The 19,221-nt window shown below is 67.3% G+C and carries 17 protein-coding genes; 12 read left to right on the forward strand and 5 right to left on the reverse strand.

Going from position 1 to position 19,221, the window contains the following annotated elements; all coding sequences use genetic code 11:
- Positions 1–348: 348 nt before the first annotated feature.
- Positions 349–927 (reverse strand): hypothetical protein, encoded by a 579-nt coding sequence (locus tag ACM26Y_RS25820; RefSeq protein WP_416063769.1) that lies wholly within the window; start codon positions 925–927, stop codon positions 349–351.
- 453 nt (positions 928–1,380) lie between these two features.
- Here ACM26Y_RS25820 and ACM26Y_RS25825 point away from each other — a divergent pair, with 453 nt between their 5' ends.
- The 7 genes from ACM26Y_RS25825 to ACM26Y_RS25855 all read left to right on the forward strand — a co-directional run bounded on the left by ACM26Y_RS25825 (position 1,381) and on the right by ACM26Y_RS25855 (position 8,147).
- Positions 1,381–2,874 (forward strand): GIY-YIG nuclease family protein, encoded by a 1,494-nt coding sequence (locus ACM26Y_RS25825; protein WP_416063770.1) that lies wholly within the window; start codon positions 1,381–1,383, stop codon positions 2,872–2,874.
- A gap of 207 nt (positions 2,875–3,081) precedes the next feature.
- Entirely contained in the window at positions 3,082–3,813 is a 732-nt protein-coding gene (locus tag ACM26Y_RS25830) for an excalibur calcium-binding domain-containing protein (RefSeq protein WP_416063771.1), read from the forward strand.
- Positions 3,810–3,995: a hypothetical protein gene (locus ACM26Y_RS25835; protein ID WP_416063772.1), complete on the forward strand. Its 186-nt coding sequence runs from the start codon at positions 3,810–3,812 to the stop codon at positions 3,993–3,995. The genes ACM26Y_RS25830 and ACM26Y_RS25835 overlap by 4 nt, the downstream gene beginning before the upstream one ends.
- Before the next feature lie 112 nt (positions 3,996–4,107).
- Complete coding sequence (locus ACM26Y_RS25840; RefSeq protein ID WP_416063773.1) at positions 4,108–4,668, forward strand: hypothetical protein; 561 nt, start codon at positions 4,108–4,110, stop codon at positions 4,666–4,668.
- A gap of 78 nt (positions 4,669–4,746) precedes the next feature.
- On the forward strand, positions 4,747–5,094 hold the full coding sequence (locus ACM26Y_RS25845; protein WP_416063774.1) for a hypothetical protein: 348 nt from the start codon (positions 4,747–4,749) through the stop codon (positions 5,092–5,094).
- Positions 5,095–5,436: 342 nt separating this feature from the next.
- Positions 5,437–6,300 (forward strand): hypothetical protein, encoded by an 864-nt coding sequence (locus ACM26Y_RS25850; RefSeq protein ID WP_416063775.1) that lies wholly within the window; start codon positions 5,437–5,439, stop codon positions 6,298–6,300.
- A gap of 761 nt (positions 6,301–7,061) precedes the next feature.
- Complete coding sequence (locus ACM26Y_RS25855; protein ID WP_416063776.1) at positions 7,062–8,147, forward strand: hypothetical protein; 1,086 nt, start codon at positions 7,062–7,064, stop codon at positions 8,145–8,147.
- Between the two features lie 91 nt (positions 8,148–8,238).
- Here the strand turns inward: ACM26Y_RS25855 and ACM26Y_RS25860 are convergent, their stop codons facing one another.
- The gene (locus tag ACM26Y_RS25860) at positions 8,239–9,336 is read right to left on the reverse strand and encodes a hypothetical protein (RefSeq protein ID WP_416063777.1); all 1,098 of its coding nucleotides are present in this window, start codon (positions 9,334–9,336) and stop codon (positions 8,239–8,241) included.
- Between the two features lie 379 nt (positions 9,337–9,715).
- Here ACM26Y_RS25860 and ACM26Y_RS25865 point away from each other — a divergent pair, with 379 nt between their 5' ends.
- Both ACM26Y_RS25865 and ACM26Y_RS25870 read left to right on the forward strand, forming a co-directional pair.
- Positions 9,716–10,984: a hypothetical protein gene (locus tag ACM26Y_RS25865; protein ID WP_416063778.1), complete on the forward strand. Its 1,269-nt coding sequence runs from the start codon at positions 9,716–9,718 to the stop codon at positions 10,982–10,984.
- A gap of 28 nt (positions 10,985–11,012) precedes the next feature.
- Complete coding sequence (locus ACM26Y_RS25870) at positions 11,013–11,645, forward strand: DUF6308 family protein (RefSeq protein WP_416063779.1); 633 nt, start codon at positions 11,013–11,015, stop codon at positions 11,643–11,645.
- A 191-nt stretch (positions 11,646–11,836) separates the two neighbouring features.
- Here the strand turns inward: ACM26Y_RS25870 and ACM26Y_RS25875 are convergent, their stop codons facing one another.
- The 3 genes from ACM26Y_RS25875 to ACM26Y_RS25885 are packed head-to-tail and all read right to left on the reverse strand — an operon-like array spanning position 11,837 to position 13,915.
- Positions 11,837–13,279: a ThiF family adenylyltransferase gene (locus ACM26Y_RS25875; protein ID WP_416063780.1), complete on the reverse strand. Its 1,443-nt coding sequence runs from the start codon at positions 13,277–13,279 to the stop codon at positions 11,837–11,839.
- 22 nt (positions 13,280–13,301) lie between these two features.
- Positions 13,302–13,670 (reverse strand): hypothetical protein, encoded by a 369-nt coding sequence (locus tag ACM26Y_RS25880; RefSeq protein WP_416063781.1) that lies wholly within the window; start codon positions 13,668–13,670, stop codon positions 13,302–13,304.
- Complete coding sequence (locus tag ACM26Y_RS25885) at positions 13,670–13,915, reverse strand: hypothetical protein (protein WP_416063782.1); 246 nt, start codon at positions 13,913–13,915, stop codon at positions 13,670–13,672. Before ACM26Y_RS25885 ends, ACM26Y_RS25880 begins: the two co-directional genes overlap by 1 nt.
- A gap of 206 nt (positions 13,916–14,121) precedes the next feature.
- Here ACM26Y_RS25885 and ACM26Y_RS25890 point away from each other — a divergent pair, with 206 nt between their 5' ends.
- The 3 genes from ACM26Y_RS25890 to ACM26Y_RS25900 all read left to right on the forward strand — a co-directional run bounded on the left by ACM26Y_RS25890 (position 14,122) and on the right by ACM26Y_RS25900 (position 19,200).
- Complete coding sequence (locus ACM26Y_RS25890) at positions 14,122–14,442, forward strand: plasmid maintenance system killer protein (RefSeq protein WP_416063783.1); 321 nt, start codon at positions 14,122–14,124, stop codon at positions 14,440–14,442.
- Positions 14,439–15,515: a HigA family addiction module antitoxin gene (locus tag ACM26Y_RS25895; RefSeq protein ID WP_416063784.1), complete on the forward strand. Its 1,077-nt coding sequence runs from the start codon at positions 14,439–14,441 to the stop codon at positions 15,513–15,515. The genes ACM26Y_RS25890 and ACM26Y_RS25895 overlap by 4 nt, the downstream gene beginning before the upstream one ends.
- A gap of 205 nt (positions 15,516–15,720) precedes the next feature.
- The gene (locus ACM26Y_RS25900; RefSeq protein WP_416063876.1) at positions 15,721–19,200 is read left to right on the forward strand and encodes a helicase-related protein; all 3,480 of its coding nucleotides are present in this window, start codon (positions 15,721–15,723) and stop codon (positions 19,198–19,200) included.
- Positions 19,201–19,221: the final 21 nt, after the last annotated feature.

A 19,221-nucleotide genomic window follows, 5' to 3' on the forward strand; every position in this document is an offset into this window, starting at 1 on the left:
AGACCGCCCTGAGCGCCATTGGCACGGCAGAAAGCTCCTGGACAGGGACGCTGCGGCGGCAGGGGCCGGTGCTGTGTGCGGCGAAGAACTCCCGCACCCGGTGCGGAAGCCCCAGTACGGGCGGCGCGGTCCCAGCGACGGAACCAGCCGGGAGCATCGGTGCACCGCCCAATGACCGAATGATCCGCTGGACGCATCACCACCGGTACGGCCTGCCCTGCACGAACATCACCGTCCACATCGCCGGCCGGTGCCGCCAAGCCGACTGCCCCGGTCCTCGTGCGTCCGGACACCTCCCGCGCTCCCGCCACGTACGGCGCACCCAGAGGCATCGCCGCCCCACCTGGTTCACTCCCACGGGAGTCGGATACTGAACGCCCAGACAAGGAGGATTACCGTGGCGATGGCGCACAGCACGGACACAATGGTGTACGTCAATTCGCGGGGATCCCTGGCCAGTTCCCGCAGTTCGGCTCCGATACCCCAGTAGCTGTTGCGCACCTGGGTGATCACGCAGAGAACGAGGCCGAGCAGAAGCGCGACGGATCCGATGCACAGCAACCACAGCCCCCACCCGATTGAGGCGAACAGTTGATCATCGGCGAAAAGTGCCTGACCCCGTGACAAGTCGACGAACCCAGCGAGGGCGCACAGAGCTCCGGCAAGCATGGCTGTCAGTAGCGGCCAGAGGGAGTTCCATACAGCGCGGAGCAGCAGGCTTGCTCCAGCGACACAGGCGGCGATCAGGGTGATCTTGCCGTCTGTACCGCTGGTGCCGTTGAAGGTAAACGAGTTGGCTGGAGTTTGAACAATTCCCCACGGACCGAGGCTGGCCACAACAAGGACGATGCTCGCGACGCAGGCCACACCGTACCCGGCGATGTTGAGAGTAGACATCGCAGATCTGGGCGAGGCATGGGTGCTCATTTCGTCCTCCGGGTAGCGGTCATTGTGACGATGGTAGTGGTTCCGCAGGGACGAGATTATCGCTCCTGCAATCAGTGTCGGCGGCGGCCGAGGTACTCGGCTCAGCCGAGGAGACAACCAGGCTCGTACGCGGTCGGGTGGTCGACGAGCTGCTCGCCGGCCGGTACCACGAACCACACGGTGGTCTGGTCGGCGTTCGCGGCGGCGAGGTCGCTGGGGTGCCCGTAATGGACAAGGAGTATCGAGGTGCCCCTACCGCGCCGGGACGGGTGTTCCGGAGGACGGTGGCGAAACGTCGCAGAGCCTTCTTCATATTGGACTCGTCCTATGGGCAGGCGTACTGACCTGCGGAAACCTGGATGTGTTGGTGGCGGATCGATGCCCGCGCACCGGTTAGGGTCCGGACGACACTGTCCTCGGACGCCCCCGGGGCACTGGCCGGAAGGAGTGCACATGTACGAGGTCAAGGCGACGCACCTCACCAATAGGCGGGGTCTGGCCTGTGAGATCTATCCGGAGGTGTTCGTCGTCGAGGGTGGTGCGGTGCTCTCGACGTATGCGGGCCCGGCCAACGGGCGCTGCCCGTGCGATCCCCTGCCCCCGGATGTCGATGCCGTCTTCGAGATCGACGACGCGCAGCTCGAGCGTGCTGTCCATTGGGCCACCTCGATCTACCGGCCCCGGAAGAAGTGGCGACTCTCCACGGCCGGAGCAGTCCCGACCGGGGCAGGGGCACCTCGGGGTCGGGACGCCGACCGCCGCGCCCCCAGGTCGCCGACCTGTCCTCGTGTGGCGGCCGCGGCTCTGGCCGAAGGTGCGCCGCCCGACCCTGCGGCCGGGCACATGCAGCGCGAGAACAGGAAACCCCACGACGGCCCCGACTGTGGCGCCTCGTACCATGCGCCCATGGTGGTAACCGGTGCGCCCAGTGATGATCTCGCCCCGCGATGGTCGGGTCATGCCGAGGTGGCGCGATGGGCGCTCGGCCACGGCTACGACGACCGACCGTATCCGTTCACCCGGGACGGCCTGACGCAGTTCAAGGCGGACTTCCCGCTCGGGCGGTGCGGTCTGTACCTGTTCGAATGCACGAACCACGACATCTACATCGGCATCGCCAAGGACGTCGCCCAGCGCCTTCCGTACCACCTCAAGAAACATCCCGACGTGCGAACGTTCCGCTTCCTGCCGCATCCCGGGGACGAACGCGAGCGCCGCACCGTCGAGCGGCGGCTGGTGCGTGACGCGCAACGCGCCGGGCTGATCGTCCGCAACCGGGAACACGCCAGCGGCCACGCCGGACCCTCCACTCTCGACGCTCTGATCACCCAGGACGAGCAGACGGCGTGGCTGCGCGACCCGATCGGGGTCAACGCCGGCGACAGGTCCGCCCTGGTCGCGCTGGACCCGAGTCAGCTCGCCGCCCACGACGGTGACTTCCGGCGCCTCCGAGAGCACCCGCGCTACGACACGATCGTCGAGGCGCTCGGGGTGTATGCGGCGCGGTGCATTCCGTTTCCCCGCCGCACCGAGGCGTCCTTCTGGACGGTGAGCTGCTTTCCCGGCTCCAACCGCAGGCGGATCTTCTGCGTGTCGATGGCCGCCCTGGAGACGTTCTACATCGCGGTCTCCGACACCTCGGACACCATCACCGCGGTGCTGTTCGTCGACAAACGTCACCTTCCGGCCGGACGGTGGGGGCGGGCCCTGCTCGCCGCCCGCGGCGTGATGTTCGACGACGAGTACACCCACAAGTCCGGTGGTGCGTTCGAGCAGTGCCTGATCGTCGACGACATCCGCTCTCTGCGCTCGGTGTTGAAGTCCAGGAAGGTCCGGCGGGCGGCGGCGGCGTTCAATCTCGATCTGATGCGCAAACGCCAGTCCGCCTACAAGCCGTCCCACTGCCGGCAACTCGCCGCCGCCGCCCTCGAGGCCGCCGGCCGGTGACCCACCGCAGCGACACCCGCGTGTAGTCCGCTTCGGCACCGCCACCCGGACCCCGGCCGGCGCGGCGGTGTGGTGTGGGGCGCACGGCGGCAGCCGCCGATGGTCGCGCCGAGAGCCCACACGATCTGCTCCCCCGCGGGGCACCGGAGCACCGCCGTTCGGCGTGCCTACACTCCGCGTCCGGTCCGTCTGATATTGATGAGCGCCATGAAGAAGATGCTCCTGGTCTGCGCCGGTACCGGTGCGCTCGCCTGCGGTTCGGGTGCGGTTGCGGTCGCGGAGCCGGCTCCGGTGCTGCCCACTGCCGTGGTGACCGCCGTGGTCGACGGTGACACCGTGCAGGTCACCGACGCCGCCTCGGGCACCGTGACCGTCCGCATCCTGGGCATCGACACTCCGGAGACGAAGAAACCCGGCCACACCGTGGGGTGCTGGGGCCCGGAGGCCACGGCGTTCGCCACGCAGGCGTTGCTGAACCAGCCCGTGGCGCTGGTCGGCGATCCCACCCAGGACACCGTCGACGCGTACGGCCGCACCCTGGCGTATGTGGTCAAGCCGGACGGCTGGAACTACAGCGTCGAGGCCGCCCGCGCCGGGGTCGCCAAGTCCTACGTCTTCGACCACACTCCGGTGCAGCAGTATCCGGCGATCGTCGCCGCCGAGGACCAGGCCCGCACCAGCGGCACCGGCCTGTGGGGACCGCCGTGCCACGGCGACACCGACTCCGTGCCCCTCGGTCCTGCTCCGGCACCTGCGCCGGCCCTGGCTCCCCCACCGGCTCCGGCGCCGCAGACCGCCCCTGCGCCCCTGGCAGAACCGGAGGTGTACTACAAGAACTGCTCGCAGGCCCGCGCCGCGGGTGTGGCACCGCTGTATCGAGGCGACCCCGGCTACGCCGCGCATCTGGACCGCGACAACGACGGCATCGCCTGCGAATGACCCCGACGCCACCGGACGATCGGATCGGATGGGTGGATGCGGAACTGGCCCTGCTCGCCGACCTCCGGAGCCGACTGCGCCGCAGCGAAGGCGCCGCCTTCCGCATCCCGACCCGGGTCGTCGACGCGGTCCTCGACGAGCGTCACCGCATCACCCAGCTTGAATCCGCCCGACGGGACTGAACGCTCGCCCGGCCTCGGTAGCGGGGCGCCGCTCGATGACGCGTCTCGTGGCCACCGCCGACCCGATGCCCTATCCGATGTCCCCATCCCTTCTGCCCGAAAGGTGAGCGCCGTGGCCTCCCGTGTGTATCCGTCCGCGTCCGAGGACAACTACCTGCGGTTGAAGGAGCGTTACGACCTGGATCTGGCCGTGGGCGTGGCCCGCGACTACCTCGACGCCGCGATCACCCAGCCCCGCGACACCTGCGTCACGCAGTGGTCGATCAGTTGCCTGCCGTCGACCGGAGGCGGCGGGCGTCTGTTCACCGTCAACGTCGGCGCGCTTGAGGGCGCCTACCTGTGGACCCTGCGGGAACACTCGGTGGTCACCGGATACTTCGTCACAGTGTTCGTCGACCGCGCCACCTTGGAACAGGACTGCGGAAGTTCGCTGGCCGAGCTGGATCACCGTTTCGGTGACGACGTGCTCCTCGAGGTAGCCGAGCACACAAAGTTCGCCGGCCGCGCCGTCAGCCTCACCAGCGAGGTCCTCGGCCCACGGATCGCTCTTCCCGAGGGCCTGCGGTGGAGACGCGCGGCAGCGTCCCTCGCCGAGCAGCTGATGGCCGAAAGCACCTGCGTCTATGCGCAGTACCACAACCGGTGGCTGGCCGACCGCGTCCTCCACGACTGAGAACACTGCCGAGCCGAAGTAGCGGCGTCGATGCGAAAAAATAGATACCGAGCAGGGTGAAGACCGCGGGGAACAAGGATGGGAGTGGACGTGTACGGAGCGTGGCGCAGCCGAGAGCACTTCTCGGTAGCCGGATCGGCGCCGATATACACCTCGGTGAACGTGCACGCCCTCGCCGAGGCCGCCCGCGCCGCCGTCGGCCCGAAGCGTGGCCCGTCACCGGTGCTCGCCGAACTCCTCGGCGACGGCGCATGGCAGCTGGTGTACTTCGCCGAGCCGTCACGGCTGCGCCCGATCACCCGGATGCAGGGACGCAAGTACGAACAAGTCCGCGCCGGGACGCTCCGGTGGTCGTCGACGATGCGGACGGTGCCACCGGCCTCGGAAACCGCGGTGATCACCCGTGATCTCGATACCGCGAACTAGCCGGCGGGGACATCGGACACCGTTAAACCAGTGCTTCCAACCAGATGGGGGCGGGAGCGGTGTACCACGGCTCCAAGCCATTCCCCGCGCCTCGACCTGAGCGCGGCGATGTCGGACGCAGGCCTGACGGTCGGGTTAATCTCCCCACGTTCCACCGCGACACGGTGCGGAAGTCGGCGAACCGACGAAGGTCTTCATCCCCGTGGCGGGAAGAGGGAGCTTCTCTCCGACCTGCCCGAGTGCTTCCGTGTCCCGCATATGACCGACGAGAGAGAAGTGACCATGAGCCGACACGCCCGTCCTCACCCCATCCCGGCTCGAGGACGCCGCCGTACACACTCCGTGGCGGCTGTACTCCTGCTGGCACTCGTCTCGATCCTCACCATCACCGGTCCGGCCTCGGCGCAACCGGCACCGGGCATGATCTACGTCGCCGAGACCGGCGCCGGGCAGGTGCTCGCGCTCCCCGCCTCCGGCGGCACCCCTACCCCGGTGGTGACCGGCTTGAACTATCCGGCCGATCTGGCAGTGTCCGGGGAGACCCTCTACCTCACCGAGATCGAAACCGGCCGGGTCCTGTCGGTCCCGGTCGCCGGCGGCACGCCGACACCCATTGCGACCGGTCTGAACCGCCCGTACGGGATCGCGGTGTCCGGCGGCACCGTCTATGTCGCCGAGATCGAGACCGGCCGGGTGGTGTCGGTGCCGACCACCGGCGGCACCCCGACCACCCTCGCCACCGGACTCAACGGCGCCGGCGAGATCGTGGTCTCCGGCACCACCCTCTACATCAGCGAACTCGAAGGCCGCCGGGTGGTGGCGGTGCCGACCACCGGCGGCATCCCCACCGCCGTGGCCACCGGCCTGACCACTCCCCTCGGGCTGGCAGTATCCGGCAACACGCTCTACGTCACCGAGGCCACCGATCCCGGTCGGGTGGTATCGGTGCCGACCACCGGCGGCGCCCCCACCGTCGTCGCCACCGGACTGACCTACCCGTACGGAATGACGCTTTCCGGCAACACGCTCTATATCACCGAGAACAGTCCCGGCGCGGTGATCTCGATACCGATCACCGGCGGCACTCCCACCACTGTGGTCACCGGCCTCAATCGCCCGTACGGCATCGCCGTCCAGCCCACCGACGACCAGCCGGAGCCGGGGCAGTGCTGGGGATCGGTGTGCCTGCCCCCGCTCGGTTCCTGACCCACACATCACTCCACGACATCGACCGCGACTGCCTCGACGGTGACTCTCACGGTACGGAACCGGTATGGACGGGACTGTACGTCCGGTGACGAGTGCCGGTTCGCCGCTCGGCCCGGTTCGGTCACGGGCCGAGCCGGGCGTCCGAACTCGGTTGCGGCACCACAGGTGGAGAACGAGCCCGGGTCGCGTACCTCGTCGGTCGGGTGGGCGCCGTTTCCGTCGGCGGCGAGCGCCTTGAGCAGCGTCGCAGGCGGCCAGGTGGTCCGCGTCGGAGTGGCAGGACCGCGGCGAGCGTGCCCGGACTCGATCAGTACACGCGATCGACGTCGCCGCCGGTCTTCTCCGCGTCTACCCCTCCACCGGCACCGACATCGGTACCTTCGAGCGCTGCCAGGGCAACGACATGCCGGTGGCGATCAGCGTCCTCGCCAGCTGCGGTGACATCGATTCCGTTCGAACCGATTCGGGGTCGCGGTCGGTTGCATCGAGCTGTGCCAGGACACCGGCCCCACCGCAGCGGGCTGCAGTATCAGAGGCGGCCGCATGCGCTGAGTGAAGCCATTCGCCACCTCACTGTCCCCGATGTGGACATCACGATCCCCCCGGTCCTCGACTATCGACCCTTGCCAGACGGCATTTGCCGAGGGTGCGCCCACCACCGCGTGCGTCCTACGGGAGCGGTGCCGCCCACCGTAGTCACCCCACCGACCGAAAACGGGTACACACCACACCACCGAAGCCGAAGGAAGGATGCAATCGTGACAGACGATGCGGAGCGGGCCCTGCTGGTGCGTCACGGGGGCTCCGGCGGGGCGTGGGAGTCGCCGGAGATGACCGCCTACGACAACGAAGACCATCTGCAGTCGATCATCGCCGCCGCACCCCAGCACGTGCCCGGCGTGCCCGACGGTGCGGTGACCGTGCGGGAGTTGCCCACCTCCGCCGGGCCGGCCGATGTGTGCATCCTCAGCCCCGACGGGGACATCACCATCGTCGAATGCAAACTGGCGTCGAACTCCGAACGCCGCCGGATGGTCATCGGACAAGTCCTCGACTACGCCTCGGCGATCTGGCGGGACGGGCCCGCGGCGTTTCGCGAACAATGGTCCCGTCAACGCGGCGCCGACCTGAGCACCCTCGGGGAGGGCGGCGACGCGCAACTGGACCGCAACCTCGCCGACGGACGGATCCACCTGTGTCTGGCGGTCGATCAGATCGACGCCGACCTGCGGCGGCTGGTCGAGTACCTCAACGCGATCACCCGGGACGAGGTGCGGGTGACCGCCCTGCAACTGGCCTACGCCCGCCACGGCGACCTTGAGATCCTCGTTCCCTCGACCTACGGTGGGGAAATCGCCGCGGTCAAGGCACGAGCCTCGGGACAGCACACCACCTGGACCAAGGGCACTTTCCTCGACGCCCTGGCCTCCCCGTCGGACCGCGAACTCGCCGAACGGCTATTCGCCCTGCTCGAGGCGATCGACACAAAGACGGGCACCCACGACGATCTCTGGTTCGGCAACCGCCCCTACGGCGGCATCTTCCTGCACCCCTACGGGCTGCGGTACTCCCCGATGCAACTGTGGATCAACAAGTCCGGCCGACTCATGGCGTACGGCAACTGGCGGCAGTACGAGGCCGTGCGCCACCACCCCGGCTTCGCAGAACTCGCCCACCTGGTCGGCCAGGACCATCAGTCCAGCATGAAAGGATTCGCTGTCGCCGACCTCGACCTCGACCGGCTGTGGCCGGTAGTGCTCCGGTGTGCCCGGCGCATCAACGGACAGGAAACGACCGGACAGGATCGACACGCCTCGCGCGTAGCCGAGAGCCGGATCGAGTGATCCCCGCTCCCGGTGCGCATGCTGCGAATCCGTCCCCGTCATGCCGCTCCCTTCAGCCGGCGCGGCATGTTCTCTGATCCGGAGCGTCCGGTCAGTCCAGGTCGAAGAACTGGGTGACGGTGTCGATGGTGAACTGGTGGCGCAGCTTGCAGGCCGAGTGCTGGTTGGCGAACAGTCCTTGCCTGCTCAGGGCCTCGTCGCGGTCGACGGTCACGAGCCACCGGACCGGCAGCACCCATTCCCGGTAGTCTTCGCCGTCCTTCGGATCGGGGATGTGGTGGCGGTACGGTCCGCCCAGGTCGAGGCTGCGGAACGGGACCGTGGTGTCCTCGACGGTCAGCACCGCCTCGTCGGCCGGTTGCGCCTCGCCGACGACTTCCCCGACGCCGACATAGCCGGTCTTCGGGATGTAGGCGAAGATTCGGCCGCCCACCGGCACCTGGCGGAGGGTGCGCGAGAACCACTTGCCGCCACCGGCGGAGACGAACCCGTACCGCCGGGCGTCGTCCCAGTTCCGCGACGATTCTTCCTCGCCGAAGCTGACGTACCAGTCCTGCCCGTTCCACGGGTGCTGTTTGCGGGCGGCCGTGCCGGTGCGCGACGCCGCGGCCGTGGCGTTGTGGTCGAGCATCCAGGTGCGGGCGAGGTAGCTGCGGCCGTCGTCCTCGTAGTAGTCGAAGAACATCACGTTGATCGGCACGTCGTAGCCCGTCGCCAGGTACGTCACCAGCCGCTCAGTGGCATCGTCCATCTCCGACGCCACCACCGTCAGGTGGTGGGAGGTGTTCAACGTCTCGGGCGCGGTGGCGCCGAAGGCGTCGGCGAAGGCCTCGTCGAATTCCGGCCCGTTGCCGCTGCGGCGGTAGGTGTTGTAGATCCCCCGCACGTCGTCGTCGGTCAGTCCCTGCACCCAGGAGCCGTAGTCCAGGACCTGCGCGACCACCTCGCGCGGGGTGCGGTCCCGCTTGAGTTCGAGGACGTGCAGGCCGCCGTCGACATCGACGGCCACCAGATCGATTCGGCTGCCGTAGCTCGTGACGACCTGCCGGCCGATGATCAGTAGGTCCTGGCCGAGCATCGCCGGGTCGGATTCGATGATCGCCTCGAGGCGCTCTTCGAGCGGCATCCGCGCCGGCCGCACCCGCACCGGCGTCCCGTCCACTCGCCACAGTCCGATCTGTACCGGCATCGCACACCACTTCCCCTCATCCGACCGCCCACAAACTCGAGGCACCGACAAGATCAATGATTGCGTGAGAGTCCCCTACTACCTCACCACCGCGCCGAAACGCGACGAAACTACGCAGATCCCCTGGGGATCAAGCCCGCGCGGGCACGAGGGTGATGGCTCCGCGCGAAGCCGACATCCGCCCCGAGCCACCTCGAATGCCCCTCTCCTACCTGGCTTTCTCCACAGATACGCATGCGACGACACCGACACGCCGGTCCCCAGCGACGCAGTGTCGGCGCCCGCCGGCGCGTCCGCATGGTGTGACGTCGGACGGGTGCGGCACGATGCCCTCGGCGACATGTCGCAGTGTGGAGCAACGCGGAGAAGGGGTGTGTGCGTGAGCACGGAACAGCAGATCGCATCGGAGGAGCCGGACCACGACGAGGCAACGGCCTCCTCCCCCGAGGTGGACCTGATGGTGATCGCCGACGAGTTCGGGACCGCCGTCGTCGGCGCGGATGATGCGATCGAACAGTTCTGCCGACAGTGGGACACTCCGCTCACGTCCGTGGCCACCGCCCCGAACGACACCCTGGCCCGGATGACCGCGGAACTGTTCTCCAGGCGAACCGTCTCGACGGCCTATGCGATCGGCACGGCGCTGCAGCACCAGTTCGCCGCCAAGGCCACCGCGGGCACCACCGTCACCTTCCATCGGATGGTGCGCGATGCCGGCACCGGCAAGATCCTCTCCCACGCCCGGATCGCTCCCCCGGCGGCTGCGGCGGGGTTCGGTCCGGCCGCGGCGTTGGCGGGCCTCGAGATGGCGATCGCGGCGCAGTTCGACCGGATCGACGAGCACCTCGATCGCATCGAGGACTCCGTCGACGAGATCCTGCGGCTGGCGTCCGCGCAGCGACTCGGCGACGTCTACGGCCACCACCGGCTGCTCACCCGCCGGGTGCAGGATCTCACGGACGGCGATGCGTTGACCGCCACCGACTGGTCCTCGATCGCCGCGCTCGGAGCCGACCTCGAGGTCGGCGTCGAACGCCTGCGGTTCCACGCCCAGAAACTGCTCGATACCCTCGAGGCCGACGCCTCCCCCGGCGTCCGGGCCGATCAGCTCGCCGACGTGCTGCACAAGGGCCGGCTGCTCGAGACGCTGCAGCTGCTCATCGTGGCCCAACAGTCGCTGTTCCTGTGGCAACGGCTGCGCCTGGTGCAGGTGCAGACCATCGAACCGCAGCACCTGCAGCAGACCATCACCAGTGCCCGGGCGACCCTGTCCGAGCAGTACACCGCCGACACCGACCTCGCCGCCCGGCTGCGGCAGGTCCTCGACCAGCACGCGGTCCTGAGCCCCGGCGAAGCGCACCACAAGCTGGCCGGCCGTGCCCTGACCAAACACCGCGACGCACTGGCGGCGATGGTCGAGGCGTTCATCGCGGCCCGGAACCTGCAAATCGAACAGTGGACCGGCGCCCGCCACGCCACCCTGGGTGACGCCTGGTCGGCAGCACGCATCCGCACCGGAGCTGCGGTCACCGCCGGCCGGCGCCGACTCGCCCGCGGCGCCGACGCCGTGGCCACCTGGGTGGAACCGAAACAGCCACCCGGCAGCGACGATGCCGACCCGGCACCGGCCGGTGAGCGAGAGCCGTGACCCGCGACGGGGACGGTCGGGGGCCACCGTGTTGGTGCTTGCCGGGCGCAGCATCGGCATCGAGGCCGCGGTCGCCCAGGCGCATGCCTATCCGAAGGTGACTGTCGCCTGCTACGACCTGCCCGGTCCCGGACCGGTCGACGCGATCACCGCCGGCGACATCGCGCGTACCCACAAGGTGCGGTCCCGGATCAGTCACGCCCAACGCGACTGGTTCCTCCGGACCGCCGTCGGTGCGCCGTGGGCTGCGGTGCCGGCACAGGCGCGGCTGGTCGACGCCGACCCGAACGTCAGCGGCGGCCTCTACGACGGTGCCCAAGCGCTCTACGAGCATTTCCGCACCGCCGCCCCCAGGCAGGTGGGGGTGGCCAAGATCAGCAAAGTGCTGCACCTCAAACGCCCGGGCTTGTTCCCCATTCTCGACTCGAAGGTCATGGCGGTCTACCGATCCCAGGCGCGGGCCGCAGCTGCCCGATATCCTCACCGTGGTCGACGAGCGCTGTTCTGGGCGGCCATCCGCGACGTGTGTGCCAACCTCGACAGCGGTGCCCTCCCGCTGTTCCGTAACCGCTTGGCGCAGTCCGAAACCGAACATGTGCGCCAGATCGCGGGCCTGACCGACGTGCGTCTGCTCGACCTGCTGACCTGGGCGATCGCCTGAACGCCGGGGCGGGCCTCACTCCAGCGACACGAGCGCGGGGCGACGTCCAGCATTTGGACACCTTGCGCACTCGTCGCGCCCCGACATCGGCTACCCGTCGTTGGGGGGCCGATATGCCTCTCTTATGTTAATCACCCAATTGCAGTAACTCTCCCCGTCGACGACGTGCGCAAGGCCGCACCTCCTAGCCGTCAGACGTTGAGAAGCTTCTCGACCACACGATCGACAAGGTTTTGCGCCCAGCGCCGGACCGCCGAGGTCGAAGCCCCGTGATCGCGGGCCCACGGTATGTCGGGGCGGATCAGATCAGCACGGTGGTCACCTGTGGCCGTGCAAGTCTCAGTGGCGCAGTAGGGTTGAGTGTCATGCGGTAGGTGCTCCAGGTGGTGGGTAGCGAGAGTGAATCGCAGCGCGGTCGGGACTCCCTGTCCGCCGGGGCGAGCCACGAGAGTCACGAAGTGTTCGAGCTGGCTGCCGCTAACGGCGGCGCACAACGCGGCGACGTTGGGGCGACCTGATACCGGCGACCTGTGTGCGTCCCGGATATAACCCGGGTCGTCGAGGTTGCCGCCCATTTCCAGTGCCACTTCGGACATGTCGATCTGGCCGGTGCACGCCAGACAGGGCCGTCCGGGAGTCGCGGTCTGGCTTCGCCGTGTCGCTGATCTCATGGCGCCGTCGTCGAATGTATCGATCGCGATTCCGCCGTCGATGACGGGGATCAGGTCGGCGTAGGCCAGCGTGTTGAGTACCGCTCGAGGCCAAGGCCGATCCACGCACGAAAAGACGATGTCGTAGTCGAGCGCTGCTGCACGGCCTTCGGGCGTACAGATATTGACGTGGTGTGAATGGACCACGAAGTCGCGGGCGGTGGCTGCTCGGCGAGCGAGGCGTGCTGCGACGTCAACCTTACGGCGCCGCAATCGCACGTCGCGGCGGGTCGCGCCGATCATGCGATCTCGATTGACCTCATGGATACGGTCATGGTCCATGACGCCGATCTCGACGAGACCGGTGGCGGCCAGCCGTTGCACCACGTCGAGTCCGACGCTGCCGACACCGACGACGAGGATCCGCATCCGGGTGATGTCCCGGTGCCGCTCCTCACCCCAGGCTGAAACCGTTCTACTCTGCGCTTCCTCGGATTCGAACGGTGGACGCAGTGCGTCGTTCCACGAGACGGCCAGGCTGGTACCGACGCGGCGCACCGCCTCAACCCCCACCGGTGTCGCGTCCGCCCAAATCCGCGCGGACCAGGTCTCATCCCCGGCCAGTGTCATGCCCACCAGGGGCAGACCAGTGACTTGCTGTGTCAGGCCCGCATACGACTGTTCGGCCTCGAAATCGAGGCCACTGAGGCGCTGCCAACCCACGCCGCGAGGGTGGCTGTGCAGCAGGACCAGGCCACGACCTGCACGTGCGGCCTGCGCGGCGACGCGAAGGACGTACGAGCCCGTGATGGTGGCGTTGCCGTGCACCAACCTTTCACCATCGCGGGGCAGTTCGACTGTGTGCAGCACCCTCGTAATGCGTCTTGCACCGGTCGAGACCTCGTAGGTTGCCAGACAGATATCCTCCTGTCCGTCGGTGCGCAGCAGATGACGAGCCAGCACGTCGTGTGCTTCCTGCGTCATCGCTACCGAATGCCGGACCATCTCAGATCGCCTGCCCAAGCACGCCGCGCACGTGTGCGATCCACACGAGAATCGGCTTGCGATCCATACGCCACGGCCCGGTGTCGCGGGAGTGTCGTTGCCAGCCCGGCAGGCAATCCTGGGCATCGACGTTGGTATGGGGGAACCCGACCTCGTTTGGCAGATGTATCCAGTGCGGCGGAACAGTGGGCCATCCCTGCAGTTCACACACACTGACGCCGGTTTCAAGCCGGACTCCGGCGTACCGGCCGGATGCGGGAATGACGTGGTACCGAACTACCTCCCCACACCGGGTCGGTTCGTGTCCTTCGTCGGCGAGGTCGGCGATGAAACGCGCGGCCCCGTCTGCGGGCGGAACGACGCTGGTCATCAGGCCACCGGGGCGCTCTGGCGAACAGTGACGAAGGCGTCGCCGTCTCTGAGGTCGATGACCTTCTCGTCGCGGTAAATCTTGGGCTCGCCGTTGTGCTTGATCTTGGCGAGATCGTACTGGTCGGGGTCGAGGCCTGCGAGTCGCAGCAATGCGGCGGCTTCCTGATCGTCGTCACGAGTCGTGAACGGCCGGCCGTCGATCGTGATGGTGATCTTTTTCCGCGATTCGTGCATGTCGGCCATGCCGACCTCCTCACTTCGCCCTCAGCGCTCCGGCTCGAGGGTGGGCCTGTTCCCGGAGTCCACTATACCAAACGATCGGATTCTGCCAATCACCCTTTAGGTGAAGAGTATTATCGTACTAGCGGCGAAGGGTGTGCCGGTAGGTTCCACCCGGAATGCGCGATAGTGTTCCGTCCACAGGCGTATGGGTGATGGAGCGAATCCGAGTGCAGATCGAGTACGGCGACGAAGACGTACGTCGCCTCGCTGAGGACCGCGATTTCGCATCGCGCCAGTGGGAACGCTCCGTGGTTGCTGCCTATCGCAAGAAGCTGCAGATACTGGACGGGGCCGTCGACATGCGGGATCTCCGGGCGCTGCGGTCCCTCGCACTGGAAGAGATCGACGCCACCGGTGCCAAGGACTGTTACTCGATCCGCCTCGACGAGGGGCACCGGTTGACATTCGAGATCTGTCGAGATCACTCAGGCTTCGTTGTCGTCGTTCTCGAACTCGTCGATGTATCAGTGAAAGGAGGTGTGCGGTGAGCACGAAGCTGGCAGAGGCCTTCCCCGTTGGCGAGATTCTGTCCGACGAACTGGATGTACTGGGATGGACCCAGGCCGAGTTCGCGGAAATACTCGACCGGCCCGCACAGTTCGTGTCGGAGATCATCTCCGGAAAAAAGGAGATCACCCGGGAGTCGGCGACACAGATCGCCGCAGCTCTCGGGACGTCGCCTGAGATGTGGCTAAATATTCAGGATAAATATCATCTCTGGCGGTATCTGCAGGACGAACGCTCGCAAGGGCAATTGCACGAGGTGCGACTGCGCGCACGATTAGCGGAACTTGCCCCGGTTAGTATTCTCCGGAAGCGGGGAGTGGTTCGGGGTGAGACAGCCGCAGAGCAAGCGCGTGAACTCGAGCGGCTCTACAAGCTTGACGACATCTACACCGACCCGGAGATGCTGGTTGCGGCACGCCGTTCTAAAGCAGGCGAACGCGTTTCCGGCACTCAACTTGCGTGGATCGCTTGCGTGCGGCAGCGAGCCGAGGAACTTCAGGTCGGTGCCTATGACCGTGCGGCCTTGGAAGAATTGGCAGGAAAGCTCACTCGCCTGATCAAGGAGCCGGCCGATTTCACCCGGCTCCCTGCCTTGTTCGCGGAGGTGGGCGTTCGTCTGGTGTTCGTAGAAGCCTTTCCTGGGAGCAAGATGGATGGCTGCGCGTTCCTGCTCGACGATGAGTCGCCGGTGATCGGTATCTCCGGCAGGGGAAGGCGCTTCGACAAAGTTCTCTTCACCGTGCTTCATGAGGTTGCTCACATCATCCTCGGTCACCTCAATGACGAGAAGTACGTCATCGACGACCAGGGCGAAAGCCCCACACTCGGTGCAGAAGAGCCTGCCAATGAACAGGCGGCAGACTGGGTACTCCCAGCCCCGCTCCCCGCGATACCGGCACGAATCAATCAGCCGTGGCTGACAACGGTAGCCAGCGACCTGGGTATTCACCCAATCGTCCTGATCGGCCGTCTCCAAAACGATGGGCAAATTCCTTGGAAGAGCACGCTGGTCAAGAACGCTCCTTCAGTTCTCACTGAACTCAAGAACTGGTGACGGCGACAGTCGATTGACACATCAATCAGGCTCTTCCCGGTCCGAACCGTGCCGACCTGGCTGATCCTGCGCATTCATAGCGGGTCGGAATATCTGTTATGCCGGGTACATGTGACGTTCTTCGCCCGGCGAACGATCACCCATGTACGGCAACGATGCCGCAGGGAAAGGAGTACGGACAGTGTCGGGATCATCGCCGGAGGGGATGCCGGTGCGGCTCGAGGATCTCGACCGTGGCCAGGTCTTGCGTGGTGTGCAACCCGGTCCGGTGACACTGGTCGATGTCGACCGGCACGGCCCGGACGCGGTGACGGTGACGTTCAAGGACACCGCTGGCGGTCTGGGGCAGCAGTTGCTGTATCGAACCGATGAGGAACGTCTGCGGATCGAGACACCGCAGGCCCGGTGGTCGTTCGATGCGGATCCGGCCGAGTTCCGGCTCGCCGCCGAGGCGCTGCGTATTCGCATGGCCGGTCTGCACGATCCGATGGTGGCGGTCTCGTCCAGCGCGGTCGATCCCTTGCCGCACCAGATCCGTGCCGTTTACGGCGAACTGCTGCCCCGCACCCCGCTGCGGTTCGTCCTCGCCGACGACCCCGGCGCCGGCAAGACGATCATGGCCGGGCTCTACGCGAAGGAACTGATGCTGCGCGGGGACCTGACCCGCATGTTGATTGTCGCTCCCGGTTCGCTGGTCGAGCAGTGGCAGGACGAGCTGGCCACCAAGTTCGGCATCGACGCGCAGCTGCTCTCGCGCGAGATGATCGCCTCGAGCCCGGACGCGAATCCTTTCGAACGCTATCCGCTGCTGATCGCCCGGATGGACCAGCTCGCCCGCAACGACGATCTGCTCGCCTTGCTCGACACCAGCGAGTGGGATCTGGTGGTCGTCGATGAGGCACACCGGATGTCGGCGACCTGGTACGGCGGCGAACTCGACGTCACCCGCCGCTACCAGCTCGGCCAGCGTCTCGGGCAGGTCACCCGGCACCTGCTGCTGATGACCGCCACCCCGCACAACGGCAACGAAACCAGCTTCCAGGCGTTCATGGCACTGCTCGACCCGGACCGGTTCGAAGGCGAATACCGCTCCGGGGCGCACACCACCGACACCTCCGGGCTGATGCGCCGCATGGTCAAAGAAGAGCTGCTTACCTTCGACGGCACCCCGCTGTTCCCCGAGCGCATCGCCGAGACCGTGCCGTACACCCTCTCCGACGGCGAACGCCAGCTCTACGACGAGGTCACCCGGTACGTCCGTGAGGAGATGAACCGCGCCGACCGTCTCGGCGCCGACAACCCCCGCGCTCGCACCGTCGGTTTCGCCCTGACCGTGCTGCAACGGCGCCTGGCGTCCTCCCCGCATGCGATCGTCCGGTCGCTGCAACGCCGTCGCGAACGCCTCGGCACCAAACGCCGGGACCTGCTCACCCCCACCCCGACGAGTCGGGTCGACGATCTCGCGCTGACCGGGATCGACTTCGACGATCCGGACGAGTACGACGCCGGCGAACGCGAAGAGATGGAAGAGCAGGTCGTCGACGCCGCCACCGCGGCGCAGACCGTCGCCGAACTCGACATCGAAATCACCCGCCTCGGGGTGCTCGTCGCCCTCGCCGAGCAGGTCCGCGACTCCGGCGAGGACCGCAAATGGGCCGAACTACGCTCGCTGCTGCTGGACCGGAATCTGCTGCGCGACGCCCAAGGTGCACCGCGCAAGCTGATCGTGTTCACCGAACACCGCGACACCCTGGACTATCTGACCGCCCAGATCCGCAACATCCTCGGCCGCGAAGACGCGGTGGTCACCATCCACGGCGGCACCCGCCGCGAAGACCGCCGTACGATCCGCGAACAGTTCACCCACAACCCCGATACCCAGGTGCTCATCGCCACCGATGCCGCCGGGGAAGGGCTGAACCTGCAGGCCGCCCACCTGATGATCAACTACGACCTGCCGTGGAACCCCAACCGGCTCGAGCAGCGCTTCGGCCGGATCCACCGCATCGGCCAACGCCACACTTGCCGACTGTGGAATCTCGTCGCCGACGGCACCCGCGAAGGCCACGTGTTCACCCGGCTGCTCGAGAAAATGGAAACCCAGCGCCGCGCCTACGGCGGCCGGCTGTTCGACGTCCTCGGCGACGCCTTCACCGACCGACCGCTACGCACCTTGCTGCTCGACGCGATCCGCTACGGTGACGACCCGGCCCGCCTAGCCGCACTCGACCAGGTCGTCGACGCCGAAGTCTCCCGCGGCCTGGACACCCTGCTCGAAGAACGCGCCCTGGCCCACGAAGCCCTGGCCCCCCACGAACTCGACCGGCTCCGCCGCGAGATGGACGAAGCCCGCGCCCGCCGACTGCAACCGCACTACATCGCCGCGTTCTTCCACGACGCGTTCCCTCGCCTCGGAGGCCGCCTGCCTCGCCGGGAAGCCGGACGGTTCGAGATCACCCACGTCCCCGCGACTGTGCGGACCCGGCAACGCCCCGGCTCAGCAGTGCCGATCGTCTCCCGCTATCAGCGGGTCACCTTCGACCCAGACCACATCGACCTAGGCGAACCCACCGCACCACGCGCCGAACTCCTCGCCCCCGGCCACCCGCTGCTCGACACGGTCCTCGACGCCACCATCGAAACCCACCAGCAGGCGCTGGAGACCGGAACCGTGCTGTTCGACCCGCACGACCCGGCCGAACACCCCCGGCTGATCGTGGCCGTGACCGGCGAGATCAGCGACGGCACCGGCGTGGTGGTGTCCAAACGCTTCGACTTCATCACCCTCACCCCCGACGGCACCGCCACCTTGTGCGGACCGGCGCCCTATCTGGACCTCCAGCCCCTTCCCGCCGAGGCACGCACCATCGCCGACAAGGTCCTCGGCCACAGCTGGCTTGCCGGTGGGGTCGAGCAACTCGCCGCCACCTGGGCCATCACCCACGCCCAACCCGAACATCTCGCCCAGGTCAAAGACCGTGTCCTGCCGCTGCTGGACAAGACCCGCGCTGCGGTGCACAAACGCCTCACCCAGCAGATCAACTATCTCGACAGCGAAGCCGCCCGCCTGCGCGACATCCTGTCCACCCGCACCCAGGGCCGGCACGCCAAACCCCGGCACAGCCCCGACCGGCTCGAGGCCCGCGCCCGCGACCTCGAAACCCGCCTCACCGCCCGCACCACCGAACTCGACCTGCAATCCCGCCTGGCCGCCAAACCCCCACAGATCGCCGGTGCCGTGCTGGTCATCCCCGCCGGAATGCTGCCCGGCGCCCCCGCCCGGTACGCCAAGGAAACAGCTCGGATCGAACGCCGCGCCGTCGACAAGGTCCTCGCCGCCGAACACGCCCTCGGACGCATCCCGGAGGAGATGCCGCACAACAACAAGGGCTACGACATCCGCTCCCTCGACCCGCAGGACGGACACTACGTGTTCATCGAGGTCAAAGGCCGTATCGAAGGCGCCGAGGACTTCACCGTCACGTTCAACGAAGTCCTCTACGGCAAGAACGTCCCCGATCGTCACCGCCTCGCCATGGTCTCGGTCAGCGACCGCGGCCCTGACCACGACCAGTTGCGGTATGTGCATGAGCCGTTCCGCCGCATCGACCTGGGCGATCTTGCCGCCACCGAGGTACGTCTGCACTGGGCCAAGACCTGGGCGAAAGGCGGACCACCCTCCTAGCAGCCTCACGTCCCGACCGGA

Source organism: Rhodococcus indonesiensis (assembly GCF_047782815.1).
GTDB lineage: Bacteria > Actinomycetota > Actinomycetes > Mycobacteriales > Mycobacteriaceae > Rhodococcus > Rhodococcus indonesiensis.